Origin of the sequence: Nocardia sp. NBC_01503, from assembly GCF_036327755.1 — a bacterium.
In the GTDB taxonomy this organism is placed as follows: Bacteria; Actinomycetota; Actinomycetes; order Mycobacteriales; family Mycobacteriaceae; genus Nocardia.
Genome location: NZ_CP109596.1, coordinates 6,396,520 through 6,413,880 on the forward strand (window position 1 = coordinate 6,396,520; position 17,361 = coordinate 6,413,880).

At 66.1% G+C, this 17,361-nt stretch carries 15 protein-coding genes and 1 pseudogene; 3 read left to right on the top strand and 13 right to left on the bottom strand.

Annotation, left to right across the window (positions count from 1 at the left end; genetic code table 11):
- The first annotated feature begins 167 nt into the window (after nt 1-167).
- Nucleotides 168-1,112, top strand: coding sequence for an alpha/beta fold hydrolase (locus tag OHB26_RS29210; RefSeq protein WP_442942736.1), 945 nt, complete (start codon nt 168-170; stop codon nt 1,110-1,112).
- On the opposite strand, the gene OHB26_RS29215 is transcribed toward OHB26_RS29210, so the two are convergent.
- The 12 genes and pseudogenes from OHB26_RS29215 to OHB26_RS29270 form a co-directional block, all read right to left on the bottom strand.
- Complete coding sequence (locus tag OHB26_RS29215) at nt 1,109-1,810, bottom strand: TetR/AcrR family transcriptional regulator (protein ID WP_330180468.1); 702 nt, start codon at nt 1,808-1,810, stop codon at nt 1,109-1,111. The genes OHB26_RS29210 and OHB26_RS29215 overlap by 4 nt on opposite strands.
- Before the next feature lie 168 nt (nt 1,811-1,978).
- The gene (locus OHB26_RS29220) at nt 1,979-2,179 is read right to left on the bottom strand and encodes a hypothetical protein (RefSeq protein WP_330180469.1); all 201 of its coding nucleotides are present in this window, start codon (nt 2,177-2,179) and stop codon (nt 1,979-1,981) included.
- 352 nt (nt 2,180-2,531) lie between these two features.
- Nucleotides 2,532-3,662 carry an Mrp/NBP35 family ATP-binding protein gene (locus OHB26_RS29225; RefSeq protein ID WP_330180470.1) on the bottom strand — a complete coding sequence of 377 codons (1,131 nt, stop codon included), beginning with the start codon at nt 3,660-3,662 and terminating at the stop codon, nt 2,532-2,534.
- A 68-nt stretch (nt 3,663-3,730) separates the two neighbouring features.
- Nucleotides 3,731-5,107: an FAD-dependent oxidoreductase gene (locus OHB26_RS29230; protein ID WP_330180471.1), complete on the bottom strand. Its 1,377-nt coding sequence runs from the start codon at nt 5,105-5,107 to the stop codon at nt 3,731-3,733.
- A complete protein-coding gene (fdxA, locus tag OHB26_RS29235; RefSeq protein WP_330180472.1) occupies nt 5,104-5,439 on the bottom strand; it encodes a ferredoxin in 336 nt (111 codons plus the stop codon). The genes OHB26_RS29230 and fdxA overlap by 4 nt, the downstream gene beginning before the upstream one ends.
- Nucleotides 5,436-6,203 (bottom strand): ABC transporter ATP-binding protein, encoded by a 768-nt coding sequence (locus tag OHB26_RS29240; protein ID WP_330180473.1) that lies wholly within the window; start codon nt 6,201-6,203, stop codon nt 5,436-5,438. Before OHB26_RS29240 ends, fdxA begins: the two co-directional genes overlap by 4 nt.
- On the bottom strand, nt 6,200-7,072 hold the full coding sequence (locus OHB26_RS29245; protein ID WP_330180474.1) for an ABC transporter permease: 873 nt from the start codon (nt 7,070-7,072) through the stop codon (nt 6,200-6,202). The genes OHB26_RS29240 and OHB26_RS29245 overlap by 4 nt, the downstream gene beginning before the upstream one ends.
- Before the next feature lie 26 nt (nt 7,073-7,098).
- The gene (locus OHB26_RS29250) at nt 7,099-8,526 is read right to left on the bottom strand and encodes an ABC transporter substrate-binding protein (RefSeq protein ID WP_330180475.1); all 1,428 of its coding nucleotides are present in this window, start codon (nt 8,524-8,526) and stop codon (nt 7,099-7,101) included.
- A 12-nt stretch (nt 8,527-8,538) separates the two neighbouring features.
- Nucleotides 8,539-8,766, bottom strand: coding sequence for a 4Fe-4S dicluster domain-containing protein (locus OHB26_RS29255; RefSeq protein ID WP_330180476.1), 228 nt, complete (start codon nt 8,764-8,766; stop codon nt 8,539-8,541).
- A pseudogene (locus OHB26_RS29260) lies at nt 8,766-11,431 on the bottom strand (fumarate reductase/succinate dehydrogenase flavoprotein subunit). Before OHB26_RS29260 ends, OHB26_RS29255 begins: the two are co-directional and overlap by 1 nt.
- A gap of 12 nt (nt 11,432-11,443) precedes the next feature.
- Entirely contained in the window at nt 11,444-12,253 is an 810-nt protein-coding gene (locus tag OHB26_RS29265) for a GntR family transcriptional regulator (protein ID WP_330180477.1), read from the bottom strand.
- Nucleotides 12,254-12,375: 122 nt separating this feature from the next.
- Nucleotides 12,376-13,305, bottom strand: coding sequence for a LysR family transcriptional regulator (locus tag OHB26_RS29270; protein WP_330180478.1), 930 nt, complete (start codon nt 13,303-13,305; stop codon nt 12,376-12,378).
- 130 nt (nt 13,306-13,435) lie between these two features.
- Between OHB26_RS29270 and OHB26_RS29275 the strand changes: the two genes are divergently transcribed.
- A complete protein-coding gene (locus OHB26_RS29275) occupies nt 13,436-14,428 on the top strand; it encodes a YeiH family protein (RefSeq protein ID WP_330180479.1) in 993 nt (330 codons plus the stop codon).
- 24 nt (nt 14,429-14,452) lie between these two features.
- On the opposite strand, the gene OHB26_RS29280 is transcribed toward OHB26_RS29275, so the two are convergent.
- Nucleotides 14,453-14,941: a MarR family winged helix-turn-helix transcriptional regulator gene (locus OHB26_RS29280; protein ID WP_330180480.1), complete on the bottom strand. Its 489-nt coding sequence runs from the start codon at nt 14,939-14,941 to the stop codon at nt 14,453-14,455.
- 181 nt (nt 14,942-15,122) lie between these two features.
- Here OHB26_RS29280 and OHB26_RS29285 point away from each other — a divergent pair, with 181 nt between their 5' ends.
- Nucleotides 15,123-17,360 carry a hypothetical protein gene (locus OHB26_RS29285; RefSeq protein ID WP_330185815.1) on the top strand — a complete coding sequence of 746 codons (2,238 nt, stop codon included), beginning with the start codon at nt 15,123-15,125 and terminating at the stop codon, nt 17,358-17,360.
- Nucleotide 17,361 lies beyond the last annotated feature (1 nt).

The following is a 17,361-nucleotide window of genomic DNA, read 5'->3' on the forward strand; positions in this document are numbered from 1 at the left end:
TGATCCCGCCTGTCTACTCGTCTCCGTGTCCGCGTTCAAGGGCCGGATTCCGGGGGAGTCGCGGCATCGGATATCAAAGAGGTTGCAGCGCAATGACTTTCAGTCCATAGTTGAACTCGGCGTCACTTTTGCATACCGTGTGTCCCACGCCGGACCGGTAGCGCAGCATGAAGGACAACGTGACCGCACGAGATCCAGGCCAGGACTGGCAAAGCCTGAGCAGCCGCCAAGTGCGGGCCAATGGCATCGAAATGCGGGTCGTCGAGCACGGCGACGGCGTCCCGGTGGTGTTCTGCCACGGTTTCCCCGAACTCGGATTCTCCTGGCGGCACCAGGTTTTCGCGTTCGCCGACGCGGGCTTTCGTACCCTGACCCCGGATATGCGCGGGTACGGCGGCAGCTCCCGGCCCGAGCGCGTCGAGGACTACGACATCCTGACCGTCTGCGCGGATCTGATCGGCCTGCTGGACGCCACCGGTATCGAGGACGCGATCTTCGTCGGCCACGACTGGGGCGCCTCGGTGGTCTGGCAGCTCGCCCGCGCATACCCGGATCGGGTGCGCGCGGTCGCCGGGCTGAGCGTCCCGGCCACGCCCCGCTCGTCCGGCCCGCCGGTGTCGATTCTGCGTTCGCGGCTCGGCGACGACTTCTACATGTGCTGGTTCCAGGAGCCCGGGGTCGCCGACCAGGTGCTCGCGTCGGACGTGCGCCGTACCCTCCTACGGGACGAGGTGCTCAGCGCGCGTTCGTATCTCGAGACCGAAGCCGCCGAGCCGCCCCTGCCGCCGTGGCTGACTCCCGCCGAATTCGACTATTACGTGCGGACATTCACGGCGACCGGATTCACGGGCGGACTCAACTACTACCGCAATCTCGACCGCAGCTGGGAACGTACCGCGCACCTCGCCGATACCAAGATCGCCCAGCCGTCCCTGTTCATCGCCGGTTCCGCCGACCCCGTCATCCGCTTCACGCCCCTGGCGAAAATGCCCGCGGTGCTGACCGATCTGCGCGGTTCCATCATTCTCGAGGGCGCGGGCCACTGGATTCAGCAACAGCGGCCGAGGGAAGTCAACGCCGCCCTGATCGATTTCGCTCGCGAAATCGCCTAGTCGCCCGCGGAATCGATCTCCGAGGGTGTGGTGGGTGTCAACTGCAGCCCGTTGATCCACAGCTGGGTCAAGGTCGTCACCAGCTTCTCGAACGAGATGCGCTGGTTCTGAACGAAAACCGTGTACGCCATCCGGCTCACCATCGCCGACAGCGCATGCGCGGTGATCGTGGGATCGAGATCGGCACTGGCCTGCCCGGACTCCTGCAGGGCGCGAATCATCCGCGCATTGCGCTGTACGAACGCCTTCCCGCGCTCGACCCGCATCCGCCGAAAGTTCTCGTCGACATGTGCGACCTGCTCGAACAATGCCATCAGCCGGGCATTGCGTTTGTACGACAACAGATAATCCCGATTCGCGGCCTCGATAAGGCTTCGAGCGTCGGTGATCCCGCTGCGCTCCCGCAGATGCGGATGCAACATCTCATCCTGTACCTGTTCGACCAGCGCCGCGAAGATCTCTTCCTTACTGTCGAAGTACGTGTAGAACGATCCGGAGGCCATCCCCGCCGCCTTGGATATATCCGAGATCCGAGAATCCGGATATCCGTCCCGCTCGAAGACCTCCCGCGCCGCCGAAATCAACGCCTCCCGAGTCCGCACCCCGCGCCGGGTCCGCGGCCCCACCCGCCCCGATTCCCCCTCGGCAGACCCGGATTCGGCCACCACGCTGCTCACAACCTGTCGATCGAAGGACATTTTCCGAGGTGGCCACCGTATCACCGCGATTCGGTGGTTACCCGCGGCCCAGTTCGCCGATCAGCCGTTTGATCGTCGCCCCTCTCGCCTTGTTCCCATGCGCTCTCGCCTGGCAGGCCGTGGCCGAACACCCTTGGCTGTCAATCGACTCGCCCGGTTTCGTTGTCGTCAGTGGTCGGAGATATCTTCCGGTGCTGCCTCTTTCGACTCAGGCAGATCGCGCGTCATGGCGTCGACTCGGTGCAGTCGTCCGTCCGGGGCGAGGTCGCCGAACATGTATATCTCGGTGGCGATCGTCCGGCCGGTGCGCATTGTGGCGGTGACCGTATAGCGGGCGGCGACACGGTCACCCGAGACAAGGGTGTTCATGACGTCGACCCGGCACCGGGTCACGTTCTTGCGGCCCGGTTTCGCGTGAGCCACCAACCGATTCCGGTCCATCGGGTGCCCGTCGCTGAGCCAGAGGATGTCGGACTCGCCGCGGGCGCGCTGGCCCTCGATGATGCTCGCACTTTCGGACCGGTCGAGATCGATGGCGACGAGTCCGTCGTCCGTACTGTCTTTGCCGCCTGACGGCGCGGCTCGCCATGGTGTTGGTCGTCGCGGTGTTGAGACGGCACCACGGCTGACGATGTCCGGGGCGGCGCGGCCGTGTTGGTGCGGGCATCGCCGAACCCTTTGGTGCAGACAGGGTTTGAAGTTGTCGGGTGGCAGGATTCGATCAGCCGGGTGTCACTGTGAGCCGCAGTCCGACGAGGCTGCGCGGTACGGGTATGAGTGCGCGGACGATGTCGAAGAAGACGGCTGTGGCGGGGGAGTCGGGGGCCGAGAGGACCATTGGGGTGCCGTGGTCGCTGGTCGCGGAGAATTCCGGGTCGAAGGGAATGTGGCCCAGGACCGGACAGTCCGTTGCGAGGAGGCCGGAGAGACGCTCACTCACCCTGGCGCCGCCGCCTGCGCCGAAGAGGGTCCGGCGGGTGCCGTCGGGTGCGTCGTACCAGGACATGTTCTCCACGATGCCGACCACGCGTTGTTTGGTCTGGGCGGCGACGGCACCGGCTCGTTCGGCGATCTGAGCGGCAGTTGTCTGGGGCGTCGTGACGACGAGAAGTTCTGCGCTGGGCAGCATTTGGGCCAGCGAGATGGCGATGTCGCCGGTGCCGGGCGGGAGGTCGACGAGGAGGACATCCAGGTCGCCCCAGTAGACGTCGGTGAGGAATTGCCGGAGGGCTCGGTGCAGCATCGGGCCGCGCCAGAGGACGGGTTCGTTGTCCTCGACGAACATGCCGACGGAGATGACTTTGATGCCGTGCGCGGTGGGCGGCATGAGCATCCGATCCACCTGGGTGGGTCCGGTGCGGAGGCCGAGCATGCTGGGAATCGAGTGGCCGTGTATATCCGCGTCGAGAATGCCGACGCGGACGTTCCGCGCTGCCAGGGCCGCCGCCAGATTGACGGTGACGCTCGACTTTCCGACGCCGCCCTTGCCGGAGACGACGCAGTAGACGCGGGTTCGCGAGCCCGGCTCCGAGAACGGGATCGATGGTTCGTCGCCGCGAACCTTGCGGCGCAGCGCGGTGCGCTGCTCATCGGACATGACGCCGAATTCGACAGTGACCGTGGAGATTCCATCGATGGCCAGCACCGCGGATCGGACGTCGTGGGTGATGCGTTCGCGCAGCGGGCACGCGGCCACGGTGAGCAGGATCCGCACATCGACGTGAGCGGCATCGATGGTGATGGCGCCGACCATGTCGAGTTCGGTGATGGGACGGTGAATTTCGGGGTCCTCGACGACGGCGAGTGCCTGGTGGATGTGTTCGATGGTGATCGGCTGCGCCGAAATGATCATGGATGAACCGACTTTCGTGACGGTACGGATACCGGGCAGGCCGGGACTCGCGGTGCGGTCCGGCCCCTTCAGTGCGCGCCGAGACTGGCCAGCAGCATGTCGATGCGTTCGACGACCTTGACGCGTTCCCGGCCCTCGGCGGCTCCGAGAGCGCGTTCGTGGGCATCCAGGCGGTGCCAGCCCTGCCAGGTCGTGAAGGCAACGCCCCTGGCGGTCAGAAAGGCCGCCACCGAGTCCGGATCGGGATCTGCCGGGGCCGAGTGTGTTTCGCGATCGTCGAGCAGGCAGGCGACGGTCTCGTTGGCATCGCCTTTGGTGTGGCCGATGAGGCCGACCGGGCCGCGTTTGATCCAGCCGGTCACGTACACCCCGGGCAGGTACCGTGCGGCGCCGGCCGCATCTTCGTCGATGAGCACTCGCCCTTGCTCGTTGGGCACCACGCCCGCGCGATCGTCGAACGGGAGTTTGGGGATCGGCTGCGACTTATAGCCGACGGCGCGATAGACGGCGGTCACCGGCCAGTCGCGATATGCCCCGGTGCCTTCGATCTCGCCGGTGCCGTCGAGCCGGGTGCGTTCGGTGCGCAGGCCCGTGACCCGGCCGGCGGCGCCGAGCACTTCGACCGGTGCTTCGAAGAAGTGCAGGAACAGTTTGTGCGGCCGGTTGCCGGGATCGCGAATGGCCCACTGCTCCAGGGTGTTCGCGATCATGTCCACCTGTTTGGACTGCCGCCGTGCGGTTTCCGACCCGGCGTCGTAGTCGATGTCCTCGGGGTCGACGATCACCTCGATGGTTGGTGAGTGGTCGAGCTCGCGTAACTCGAGCGGTGTGAACTTGGCCTGCGCGGGACCGCGGCGGCCGAAAACATGTACCTCCACGGCCCTGTTCGACCGCAACGCTTCGTGCACATTCGGCGGAATCTCGGTAGGCAGCAGTTCCTCGCCGGTCTTGGCCAGCATGCGGGCCACATCGAGGGCCACATTCCCGACACCGAGCACCGCGATCCGCTCCGCATCGAGCGGCCAGGTGCGCGGTGCATCGGGATGCCCGTCGTACCAGGACACGAAATCGGCAGCGCCGTAGCAGCCGTCCAGTTCGATGCCGGGGATATCCAGTGCCCTATCGGTATTCGCACCGGTGGAGAAGATCACCGAGTCGTAGAAGGTACGTAGATCGTCCAGGGTGATATCGGCGCCGTACTCGATGTTTCCCAGCAGCCGGACCTGCGGCCGATCCAAGACCTTGTGCAGGGCGGTGATGATGCCCTTGATGCGCGGATGGTCCGGTGCGACGCCGTACCGAATCAGTCCGAACGGTGCGGGCATTCGCTCGTACAGGTCGATGGAGACATCGGCATCGGACTTCATCAGCGCGTCCGCGGCGTAGATGCCCGCCGGCCCGGCCCCGATAATGGCCACGCGCAGTGCGCGTTTCGAGCTGGTCATGGCTGGTACGCCTGTACGAAAGCGGTGTCCGCTCCGACCTCGCCCACTGTCGAAGCGCTGCCGGGAGATCCGAGCGCCGCGGCGCGGCCGGGCAGCGGCTCATCGAAGAATCGGGCATTCTCCGCCACGAATTGTTGCTGCCCTGCTGGAATGTCGGTATCGAGGTAGATGGCTTCGACCGGGCAGACCGGTTCGCATGCTCCGCAGTCGACGCATTCGGTGGGATGGATATAGGCCATGCGGCCGCCGGTATAGATGCAGTCGACCGGGCACTCCTCGACGCAGGCCCGATCCATGATGTCGACACAGGCGGCGCCGATGACGAAGGTCATGATGCTTCCTCGGTGGTTGCGGCCGCGAGCTCGGCGGTGTCGCCGAGCGCGGCCAGGATCTCGTAACGGTGGCGCGCGAATTCGGGTTCGAATCGGGCGCCGGGTGCTCGCGGATGGTCGATGGTCACGATGCGCTGAATCCGGGCCGGGCGCGGGGTCAGCAATACGATTCGATCGGCCAATAGCAGGGCTTCATCGACGTCGTGCGTGACGAACAGCACCGTCGTCTTGCGCTGTTGCCAGACGGTGATGAGCAGCCGCTGCATATCGGCCCGGGTCTGGGCGTCCAGCGCGCCGAACGGCTCATCCATGAGCAGGACGCGGGGTTCGGTGGCCAGGGTGCGAGCCAGTTGGACGCGCTGGCGCATACCGCCGGAGAGCGCTCCGGGCAGATGTTCGCCGTAGCCGTCGAGTCCGACTTGAACCAATAGTTCCAAGGCTTCGGCCCGGCGGCGTGCGCGGGGCACGCCGCGCAGTTTCAAGGCGAATTCGACGTTCTTGCGGGCGCTGCGCCACGGCAGCAGTGCGTCCTCCTGGAAGACCATCGCACATTGTTCGCCGCTGCCCCCGTCGATCTCGGCGGTGCCGCCGACCGGTTCGAGCAATCCGGCCAGGGCCCGCAGGATGGTGGATTTACCGCAGCCGGACGGGCCGAGCAGCACCACGATCTCGCCGGGCGAGACCTCCAGATCGACTTCGGCGGTGAGGCTTTCGCCGTAGGCGATGCGAAGACCACGCAGCCGCACGGCCGCTCCGGTGCTCATCGCACAGCCCGTGGCAGCCAGCGGTTGACCCGATGCCCCGCCGCCTCGACGAGCCAGGCCGTCGCCCAGCCCATCACCCCGATGGAGAGCATCCCGACCACGACCCCGGGATAGTCGAGCAGCCCGTAGCACTGCCAGGTGAAATAGCCGATGCCGAATTGGCCCGAGATCATCTCCGCGCTGATGACGCAGATCCAGGCGACACCCATGGCAACCGACAGTCCGGAGAAGATGCCGGGGAGCGCACCCGGTAGCGCGATGTGGACGAGGATCTCCCAGCGTCGGGCGCCCAGGGTGCGCGCGGCTTCCTCCCATACCTTCGGCAGTGCGTGCATGGCGTGGATGGTGCTCACCGCGACCGGGAAGAAGGCCGCGAAGAAGGTGATGAACACGATGCCCTGCTCGCTGGTCGGGAAGAGCAGAATCGCCAAGGGCACCAGGGCGATTGCGGGAATGGGCCGGAATACCTCGAGCACCGGCCGCACGAGCGCGCTGATCAGGGCGGACCGGCCGATGACCATACCGGTGATCACTCCGGCCACGGTCGCCAGGCCGAATCCGATCAGGATGCGGCGCATGCTGGACAGGATGTTGCTGTAATAGTCATGCGTGCCGAGCTGGGTGCGGAAGGAGTCGAAAACCTCTGCGGGCGTGGGTATCTTGTCGAAGCGCAGCCAGAACACCACGTGATTGGCGGTGAGCAGGTACCAGAGCAGCACCAGCCCGGTCAGCGGTACAGCGGTGAGCAGAGCCGAGCGTAATCGCCGGGGGAGGGCGATGGCGACCGCCCGTCGTGGCGCTCCCGGCGTGGTCTGTGGTTCGGAAGGCGTTGTGGGGATGCGGGTTACAGGTTCGGCGGAAACCGTCATGTCGAGCCTCCAGGAGTTGTTCGGTGCTATCTGGCGATCAGTGCGGCCTGGTAGTCCAGGACGGCGCTACCGGCGTGGCCGGTCGCATAGGTCTGGGCGTCGGCCTTGACCGCGAAAGGCCGCAGTCGTTCATCCGGTCCGGCGGCCGGATCGCTCACCCAGGTGGCGGTGGCCGCGAAAATGCGGGTGCCGGAGGCGGTATCGGGTACGTAGGCGCTGCGGGCTTCTCCGCCGTGCGTGCCGACCAGGCGCAGCAGACAGGTCGGTGTCCTGGCCACCCGCGTGGTTTCCTCGCCCTTGAACCACACCTCCGAGGCAGTCGCCGGATTGTTCACCGCGCCACCGCATACCGAGTCGGTGCCGGTCAATGGGCTCGGTGCGGTCGTGGACGACCGCTGTGCGTCATAGTCCGAGCCGTACAGCGCCCGAACGTATTTGTCATTGACGAACTCGTTGATGTCCAGATCCGCGAGCGCGCCGAGGCCCTTCAGGAATGGCAGCAGTTTGGTGAGCGCGTCGACCAGCTGCGGTTTGATGGTCGAATCGAAGCTGACCATCCCATTGGGGCCGTTGTAGAGGTAAACGACTTCCGCTGGAATGCCGGTGATGTCGGCGACTCGTTCGGCGGCTTTCAGTGGATTGTGATTGATGTAGTCGGCGGTTTCGCGCTGGGCGGCCAGGAAGGCATTGACGATATCGGGGTTGGCGGTGTCGAACCGCTTATTGGCGACCACCGCGTGGAAGGTCGGAATTCCGGCGGTGCCACCGTCGTAGAGCAGTCGCGCTTTACCGTCGAAGATGAGCTTCTGCGGCCACGGCACGAACTGCGCCAGCGCCGACACCTGATCGCCCTGGAGCGCCGACGCGCCGACCGCCGGATCCTGGCCTAGCAGCTTGACATCGTCCAAAGCGAGACCGGCACTGGACAAACCGGTGGACAGCATGCCGTGCGCGGCCGAGCCGATACTCGTGGAGACCACCTTGCCGCGCAGATCCGGCAGGGTCGCGGCAGGTGAATTGAGCGGCACCACAATCTGATTCAAGGAGCCGTGCAGGTTATATCCGGTGACCGAGATGAGTTCGGTGCGCACATCCTCGTGGTCGCGGGTCTTCGAGCCGTTCACCAGAATCGGCGCGTCACCCATGGATCCGATATCGACCTGTCCGGCGAGCATCTGCGCGGTCAGCGGGGGACCGGCGGCGAAATCCTTCCACTCCACCTTGTAGGTGATGCCCTTGGCCTTGCCGAGTTCGGCCAGTTTGGTCTCGAAGGTCCCGCGATCGCGCAGTAGCGTGCCCGCGGTGACGGTATTGATGGTCTTGGATTGATAGCCGATATTGATGGTGACGGTCTTGCCGTCCCCGCTCGATCCGCAACCGCTCACAACGGTCGCTGCCGTGACAGCGCCGAGCAGCAATGCCATGCGCCGGTACATATTCGGTGTCCTCATCATGGTGTCCCGGTGTCAGCGCAGCAGATAGGGGATATTGACCGTCACGGCCCCGACCGGGCAGCGCGCCGCGCACGGCCCGCAGTACCAGCACTCGTCGACGTGCATATACGCCTTGCCGGTGTCGGGGTGGATCGCGAGCGAATCCAGCGGGCACATATCGACGCAGAGTGTGCAGCCGTCGATACATTTGGCTTCATCGACGCTGACCGGCACGTCGATGCGGGTATTGACCTGGGCCATCAGATTTCCTTTCGAGAATTGGCGATACCGATGCGGGCGAAGGCGCGGACATCGGCGTCCGGGTCCGCCAGCGCGGCGTGGAGGGCGGCGGCGACCTCCGGGAGTTCGGCTATGCGTTCGGCGAGGGCGCGGACCGCGGCTTTGCGGACATCGAGGTTGTCGTCGGTGACTGCGGGAATCAGGTGTGGTGCGGCGGTTTCCGGGTCGGCGACCGCGAGGGCGATCGCCGCGCCCTGGCGGACCTGCCAGGCGGGGTCGGTCATGGCGGCGGCAGCCAGGGCGGCGGCCTCGTCGTCACAGCCGGTGTGAGCCAGCGCGGTGAAGGCCGCAGCCCGAACCAGGGGATCCGCATCGGCGGTGAGAGTGACCAGGGTGCTCGCGCCCCGTGGATCACCGACCGCCGCGATACCTTTCGCGACACCTATCCGAACCAGCGGCACCGGATCGGCTGCGGCGGTACCGAGTTCGGCGAGCGCGTCCACGGAGGTGAAGCCGCCGACGATCCGGCCGCGCACCTCGGCGTTCGGATCGGCGAACCAGCCCAGCAACTCCGCCGCGGTGGTGCGCCGGTGCCGCCACAACGCCTCGATGGCGGCGGACCGCACAGCGGGCTCGCCGGCAGCCGCGCAATTGCGCAGGGCCGCATCGAATTCCGGACCGGGGATCAGGACCTCCAGGAGTTCGGTCAGCAGTCCGATGGCGGCATGGCGCACCGTCACATCCGGGTCGGCGAGCCCGGCGGCGATCACCGGCGAGGCCGCGGCCCACTCCTCGGTGGTCTCACTCAGCACCGAGAGCGCGGTGCGGCGTACCTCGGGGTCCGTGTCGGTGAGAAATGGCCGCAGCTCCGCCAATTCGGGCCACTCCTCGGCCAATTCCATGAGTTGGAGCAGTCGCGTACTCATCGCCCGCCCCATGCGCCGACGAGTTCGGGAGCCGCGACATCGGCCACGCCATCGGGGCGGATGAACCCGGGGACCGGCACGATGTACGGTGCGACGGGCCGCGTGGTGAACTCCATCGCGCCCGATTCGCCGCGATAGAGGTTGAGGTGGCAGAACCATTCGGCGTCATTGGACCGTGGCCAATCCGAGCGCTGGTGGTACAGCCCCCAGCGACTCTCGGTGCGCCGCAGCGAGGCTCGCGCCGCCATCTCCGCGCAGTCGCGAATGAAGGTGACCTCCGCGCATCGCATGAGTTCATGTGGCGTCTGCGCGCCCATCTCCGCGATATCGCCGTGCATGCGCTCGAATGCCTCCAGCCCGAGCGTGAGGTAGCTCTGCGTCTTGGGCGGTTGCAGATAGTCGTTCACGAAGCGCCGCAGTTTGTACTCGACCTGCATCTGCGGCGGCCCGTCGGGATTGCTCAGCGGCCGGTAGATGAGTGCGTGCGCGGCCTCGATCTGATCCTCGGGCAGCTCGGGATGTACCGCGCCCCTGGAGTATTCGCTGGCGCTCTCGCCCGCGATATCGCCGTAGACGAAGGCCCCGATCATGTAGTTGTGCGGCACCAGCGCCATATCGCCCGCCGCGTAGAGCCCGGGCACGGTGGTCGCGGCGTATTCGTCGACCCATACCCCCGATGCGGAATGTCCACTGCACAAACCGATCTCGGAGATGTGCATCTCGATGTCCCGAGTCCGATAGTCGGTGCCGCGCCCCTCGTGGAAGGTGCCGCGGGTGGGCCTTTCGGTGGTGTGCAGAATGCCCTCGATCTGCCGGATGGTGGCATCGGGCAGATGGCTCAGCTTCAAATAGATCGGTCCGCGCGCACTGTCGAGTTCACGCTTGACCTCGGCCATCATCTGCCCGGACCAGTAATCGCAGTCGACGAAGCGATTGCCCTCGGCATTGACCTGATACCCGCCGAACGGATTGGCCACATAGGCGCAGGCCGGGCCGTTGTAATCCTTGATGAGCGGGTTGATCTGGAAGCATTCGATACCCGACAGCTCGGCTCCGGCGTGATACGCCATCGCATAGCCGTCGCCGGCGTTGGTCGGATTCTCGTACGTGCCATACAGATAGCCGCTCGCGGGCAATCCGAGTCGCCCGCACGCGCCGGTCGCCAGAATCACCGCCCCTGCCGATATTGTGACGAATTCCCCTGTCCTGGTATCGAATCCGACAGCACCGACCGCCTTGCCCGCCACCGTGAGTACCCGCACCGGCATGACCCGATTGCTGATGGTCACCTTGGCGCGCACATCCCGGGCCCGCAGCGTGCGGTACAGGACCTTCTTGACGTCGCGCCCCTCCGGCATGGGCAGCACATAGCTGCCCGAGCGATGCACCTTGCGGACGGCGTACTCGGCGTGCTCATCCTTCTCGAATTTGACGCCGTAGCTCTCCAGCCGCTGCACCATCTCGAATCCGCGGGTGGCGGTCTGATACACGGTGCGCTGGTTGACGATTCCGTCATTGGCGACGGTGATATCGGCGACGTAATCCTCCGGGCTGGCCTTACCCGGCACGACGGCATTGTTGACCCCGTCCATCCCCATGGCCAGCGCACCGGAGTGCCGCACATGCGCCTTCTCCAGCAGCAGGACGTTCGCGCCGTGCCGGGCCGCGGTGAGCGCGGCCATGGTGCCCGCTGTGCCACCGCCGACGACGAGCACATCGCAGGTCATTTCCCGGCGCTGTGCGGCCGGTGGAATCTCCATTGGCATCGGTGATCAGCCCCTTTCCTTCGGTTCGGGCGCACCGCGATTCGGTGCGACCGGTATGCGGTCGAGTCGGCCGGAGAGCGAGAAGCGGTCGCCGCGATAGCGGACGTACTCCAGATCGATGGGCCGGCCGGAGTCGGTGTAGGTGAGCCGCTCCAGGAACAGCAGCGGTGAACCGGGCCGGACCGCGAGGAGTCCGGCGACGGTGGGATCGGCGGCGACGGCCTCGATCGAGACCGCGGCCGAGCCGAGCGGCAGGCCGAGTTCGGCTTCCAGCAGCCCGAATACATCGCAGCCGGTGAGGTCGAGTTCCAGCAAGGGCGCGCCGACATCGGCGGTGAGGTAGCTGGCGTCCAGCGACAGCGGGCTGCCGTCGAGGTAGCGAATACGCTCCAGCGCGACCACCGGTGTGGCGGGTTCGAGCTCGAGGCGTTCGGCGACAATGGGTGTCGCTGGCACGACCTCGGCGAGCAGCACCCGGTTCACCACGCGATCGCTGCCGGTCTCGAAGGTTTCGGCGAGCCCGCGCAGACGGTCCAGGCCCTGCACCGCCTTGTCCGCCACCACGAAGGTGCCCGCCCCCGGCACCCGATCCACCAGGCCCTCATCGCGCAGCAGCGCCAAGGCGTCGCGCACGATATTGCGGCTGGTGTCGAAGTCGGCCGCCAACTGCGTCTCCGACGGGAGCGGTCGATTGCCGTAGACACCGCTGCGGATACGCGCCCGCAGGATGTCGCGAATGCGGCGAGCCGGAGCGGAACGCCTGCCGATGTTCGGATCAGGGGCTGCCGCCCGAGCCGGATACGTTCTGCCTGTCATGTGGCAAATGCTCGGAACAGCGCGTTACATGCGACGTTTCGCGCAATTACCGACGAGTTACGCCAGTTACCAGCCGGGGCGCAAGCCATCTACCTGCGCTGATGCCGCACGAGATGGGAGTATCACCAGTTGCTCGGGCTTGTGGAGTCCACACGCAGGGCATGTCTGACCAGAAACTCGGCCGGTCCCGACGGTGGCGACTGTCGTCGCCAGATCACTCGGAACTTGCGGGTGAGCGCCACCGGAATGGCAAGTCGCACCTCGACGAGTGCGCCGGTCGAGAGCATCGGCGCGGCGATCAGTCTGCTCAACACCGCCGGCGCGACACCGTTGCAGGCGGCCGCGGTGATGGCGATAGCGGACCCGAGTTCGGCTGCCGGTGCGGCCGGTTGGCACTCCGCGCTGAGGACCTCCCACACGGTTTCCCGCGTCCCCGATCCGGGTTCGCGCCACAGCAGCGCGGTGCAGGCGAGTTCGCGCAGTGTCACCGTCTTGCGCCGATTCGCCCACACATGCGCCGGCGAGACGACCACGACCAGTTCGTCCGCGCCGATCACCCGGCTGTCGAGACCACGCGGCGAATGCGGGCCCTCGACGAAACCGAGATCAGCCGCACCGTCGCGGACCAGCACCTCCACCTGCCGGGTGTTCTCCACCTCCAATGCGACGGTCACGTCGGGACAGGTGGTGCGCAAGGCGGCGAGCCACTGCGGAATCCGGTGATCGGCGATGGTTTTCGACGCCGCGACCCGCAATCGCGCGACATCGGCGGTGTGCAGTGCGGTCACCCCCTCGACGAACGACCGGGCCGCCGCCAGGACTGGCAAGGCATGGGCGACAACCGCCCTGCCCGCATCGGTCAGTTGGGAACCGGTCGGGCCGCGATCGAGCAGCCGTAACCGTAATCGCCGCTCCAGCGCGCTGATTCGCATACTCGCCGCGGGCTGGGTGATCCCGTGATGCCGGGCCGCCGCACCGAGGCTGGCGAACTCCGCGACCGAGACCAGTAGATCGAGGACATCCAGATCGGGTGTTCCCGGCGGCAGTGTCATAGCGGCACATTATGAGCCGATACCGACGCCACGGCACCCCGAGCGGCCGGCCCTGCTCATCAGCGCCGCTTATGGGGTCCTCCCGTACTGGCGGCTACCGGCCCGGCGGCGCCATCGCGATCGTGAGGAGATGATCTGGCTTCGCCGTAATGTTCCCGGCCTCCTCCTGGCGGCAGCTCTCGCCACCGCCGCCACTGTGGTCGGTGCGAGACTGCCGATGGTCGGTACCCCGATCATCGCCCTGCTGGGTGGTGCGATCCTCGGCGCCATGGCGCGCCGGTCCTGCACTGAGACAGGAGTTTTCGCGACGGGAATGGCTTTCACGCGCAAGCATGTTCTCGGCGCGGCCATCGTGCTCCTCGGGCTCGGCCTACCGGTCGGCTCGGTGCTGGCGGTCGGCCGTCGCACCGCCGTAGTCCTGGTGGGAACATTGGTCGTCGGTGCTGTCGCCGCGGTTGTCATCGGCCGAATGCTCGCTCTGGATAGGGAATCGGCAATTCTCGTCGCGGTCGGCACGACCATCTGCGGCGCCTCCGCGATTGCCGCCGCAACCTCCGTGATGAAGCCCGACAAACAACGTGTCGCCTACGCTCTGGGCACCATCTTCATCTTCAATATTGTTGCGGTACTGGTCTATCCGCCGCTCGGTCGACTACTCGGCCTCTCCCAGGAAGCCTTCGGACTCTGGGCGGGTACGGCGATCAACGACACCTCATCGGTGCTGGCGGCAGGGGTCATCTTCGGTCCCGCCGCAGCCCACTTCGCGGTGATCGTCAAACTGGTCCGCAGCTTGATGATCGTTCCGATGTGCCTGGGACTACACTTCAGCCGACGCGACAGCGGCCCCAAAACCTCTCTCCGCCAAAGCTTCCCGCTCTTCGTCGCCTTCTTTCTCGCGGCATCGTCAATCGCCGGTCTCGGCGTGGTGCCCGACTCCTGGTCGGCTTCACTCAGTCACCTCAGTGCCTGGCTCATCGCGTCGGTGCTGGCCGCCATCGGCACCTCGTTGACCTGGCAGCAGATTCGCGCCACCGGTCCTCGCCCCCTGCTGTTCGGCGGTACGCTCGGCCTGATCCTCGCGGCCGGCAGTCTCGCCCTTCAGACGGCCACCGGTTGGCGTTGAGCTGCGCGGGCTCGGGGTTCGAGGTCAGAGTTGGTAGCTGTCGACGTCGAGGTCGGCGTGGGGCTCCCCGCCCGCTTCGGTGAAGGCTGTCAGGGCCCGCACCAATCCGGAACGGTCCGCCTCCGGCATGCGCTTCACCACCGCGGCGAGTTCGCGGCGACGGTGGCCGGTCACCGCGTTGACGACCCGGTGGCCCTGTTCGGTCAATTCGATGATGAGTTCCCGTCGCGAATCGGGATTGGGATTGCGATCCACCAGCTCCGCGGCTACCAGGCGATCGACCATCCGCGCTGCGGTCGAGGGTTGCACATTGAGCGCGCTCGCCAGGGTCACGACCTTCGATGGTCCGCGGGTCGACAGGATCACCAGGGTTCGAAACTGCGGGATGGTGATGGATTCGTCGACCAGTGAGATGGAGCGTGCGGACAGCGCGACCAGTAGGCGGGATGCGGCGAGCAGGGCGTCGGTGAGTTCGTCGACGGACTCTCCGACCACCGTGTCTTTCGCTGCCACGACTTCCTCCACATGCTCCGCGTTCATCTTTCGGTTCTATCCTGCCGTCAGGCTCGGGGGTATGTACATTCGCACCGCCGTTGTGATGGAATCGAATTCAGGTACACGACAACTGTTGCATACTGCTTGTTTCGGGTAGTGTCTCCGGCTCGTGGGAATTCGTGCAGCGCTGTCGCTTCGGATGAATGTGTACCGCTGGGGATTGGTCACCGTTCTCGGTGTGGTCGCGGGGTACATGTCGGTATTGCTGGCCAATCCCCGCCATTTCTATACCGATGACACCGAATCCCAGTACGGCCCGATGTGGGTGATGCTGGGCCGGCACCTGCGTGGGGGCAGGTTCCCCGCGTTGGTGCCGTGGGAGTGGATGTCGGGCAACTACTCCATGGAGGAGGCGGGCCTCTACAACCCGCCGCAGATGGTGGTCGACTACTTCGCGCCGACGGTGGACAACCTGGCGCTGTACGTGACGATCGTGAAGCTGATCTTCTCCATCATCGCCGCCCTCGGGGTGTTCCGGGTCTGCCTGGCCTACGGCGCCCGCGCACCGTGGGCGGCCGTTGCCGCAGTAGCCTTTCCACTGTCGGGCTGGTTCTTGTTCTTCGATGAGGCCAGCTGGGCGACCTCGCTCACCGGCACCGCGTGGATGCTGCACGCTTGGGCATCGGCGATCGCCTATGTGCGAGGCGATGCCGAATCGCGGAGCTGGCGCAACGGGCCCATCCCGGTGTTCGTGTTCCTGTACTTCGCGATCTCCGTGCAATATGTGTTTCCCGCAGTGGAATCGGCGTTGATGATCCTGGCGGTCGCGGTTGGTGAGATCGCTCTTCAGCGCGCGTGGCGGCCGTCGCTGCGCTTGCTGGCGGTGGCCGCGTGCGCGGGTCTGGCCGGGCTCGAAACCTATCTGCCGGGCATGTTGTCCTCCTCGGTGACCTGGCGCGGCAACGAGCGCATCATCAATGACGACTTCTTGAATGTGCCATGGTCGGAGTCGCTGAACGCCAGCCTGCCGAGCACCGTCCCGGCGTTCACCGGCTGGTGGGGGTACGTGCAACCGCTGCCGATGGTCTACATCGCCTGGTTCCTGATTCCATTGCTGGCCTTCATCGATTGGGCCGCGGTCCGGCGTTCGTGGCGCGAATACACCGGTGCGGCGTTGTTCGTGCTCATCTTCCTGATGTGGACCGCCGGGCCGGGTCGCATCGGGCCGTTGCGCTGGCCCGCCCGGGTGCTGCCGATGCTGGCGGTCGGGCTGTTGGTGCTGGTGTGCGTATTGCTCAGTCGCCACGGCACGTTCGCCGACTGGCGACGCCGGGGTACCGCCGCGGCGGTGCTGCTCGGGTTGTTGTTCGTGCGATCGTTCAGTGCGGCACCGCATCTGGTGATCCGGCACCTGGTGGCGGTCGCGGTGGTCGGCGTGCTGACCGCCGGGCTGGTGTGGCTGGCTCGCAGCCGCGGCATCGCGGTGGCCTGTGTGCTGGCCATACTGGCGATGTTCCCGATCGCTTACGACCAGGTCCGGGTACAAGGGGCGACGCCGATGTCCTATCACTTCCCGGAGAGTCGATCCGAGATGACGGCGGCGTTCCCGCACTTCGCCGGTGTCACACTGCAACTGGCCGACCGGGCCCTGGTGTCGCCGCCCGAGCAGAACATCGGCGGGGCGTGGGGTTCGCTGGCATTCGGCAACTACGCCAAGAACCTGGGCCTGGACTATGTCAACGCCTACACCCCGATCGGCTACCGCAAGTTCAGCAAACTGCTGTGTATGGGCTGGGACGGCAGCACCTGTCCCGCCGCCTTCGGAGCGGCCTTCTCCGTCGAACCCGCCACGGGGCGCACCTATGTCGATCTGATGAAGGTGGATCGCGTTGTGCTGCAACGCGCGCAATACCCGGACGCCGGTACCCATCCCGCGCCGCCGGGGTGGAAATGGGTGGACTATCCCGGGCACGAGCGCTACATCTGGGTACTCGAGAGAGCGGATGGCCCGGTGTCGAACCGCAACGGCTACATCGCGGACACGCACGATGTCAGCACCACCCCGATCGGCCGGGACGGCTTCACCAGCCACATCCGCGTCACCTCCGATACCGGTGGCCGGGTGGTCTTCGCTCGCCTGGCGTGGCCCGGCTACCGCGTCACCCTCGACGGCCGCGACATAGGATTCCACACCATCGCGAATATCTTTGTGGCCGTGGATATCCCGTCCGGCACCAGGAACGGGGAGTTGATCGTGTCCTGGCGGCCACCGGGCTGGAAGATCGGCATCGCCACCGCCTTGGCCGGACTGGCGGGCCTGGCGCTGTTGCAGTGGTCCTACCGCCGGAGCCGCCCCGAGGTCGACGACGACGGAATCATCACGCCCGCTGCCGAATTCGAGCCGCGGACCGAACCCCTCCTGCCGGTGCCCATGTGAT

Coding starts and splice junctions, on each gene's coding strand:
- OHB26_RS29245 (WP_330180474.1), bottom strand. CDS start 7,072: ATGACGGTTTCCGCCGAACCTGTAACCCGCATCCCCACAACGCCTTCC.
- fdxA (WP_330180472.1), bottom strand. CDS start 5,439: ATGACCTTCGTCATCGGCGCCGCCTGTGTCGACATCATGGATCGGGCC.
- OHB26_RS29265 (WP_330180477.1), bottom strand. CDS start 12,253: ATGACAGGCAGAACGTATCCGGCTCGGGCGGCAGCCCCTGATCCGAAC.
- OHB26_RS29255 (WP_330180476.1), bottom strand. CDS start 8,766: ATGGCCCAGGTCAATACCCGCATCGACGTGCCGGTCAGCGTCGATGAA.
- OHB26_RS29225 (WP_330180470.1), bottom strand. CDS start 3,662: ATGATCATTTCGGCGCAGCCGATCACCATCGAACACATCCACCAGGCA.
- OHB26_RS29275 (WP_330180479.1), top strand. CDS start 13,436: ATGATCTGGCTTCGCCGTAATGTTCCCGGCCTCCTCCTGGCGGCAGCT.
- OHB26_RS29270 (WP_330180478.1), bottom strand. CDS start 13,305: ATGACACTGCCGCCGGGAACACCCGATCTGGATGTCCTCGATCTACTG.
- OHB26_RS29240 (WP_330180473.1), bottom strand. CDS start 6,203: ATGAGCACCGGAGCGGCCGTGCGGCTGCGTGGTCTTCGCATCGCCTAC.
- OHB26_RS29285 (WP_330185815.1), top strand. CDS start 15,123: ATGAATGTGTACCGCTGGGGATTGGTCACCGTTCTCGGTGTGGTCGCG.
- OHB26_RS29250 (WP_330180475.1), bottom strand. CDS start 8,526: ATGATGAGGACACCGAATATGTACCGGCGCATGGCATTGCTGCTCGGC.
- OHB26_RS29230 (WP_330180471.1), bottom strand. CDS start 5,107: ATGACCAGCTCGAAACGCGCACTGCGCGTGGCCATTATCGGGGCCGGG.
- OHB26_RS29215 (WP_330180468.1), bottom strand. CDS start 1,810: ATGTCCTTCGATCGACAGGTTGTGAGCAGCGTGGTGGCCGAATCCGGG.
- OHB26_RS29210 (WP_442942736.1), top strand. CDS start 168: ATGAAGGACAACGTGACCGCACGAGATCCAGGCCAGGACTGGCAAAGC.
- OHB26_RS29220 (WP_330180469.1), bottom strand. CDS start 2,179: ATGAACACCCTTGTCTCGGGTGACCGTGTCGCCGCCCGCTATACGGTC.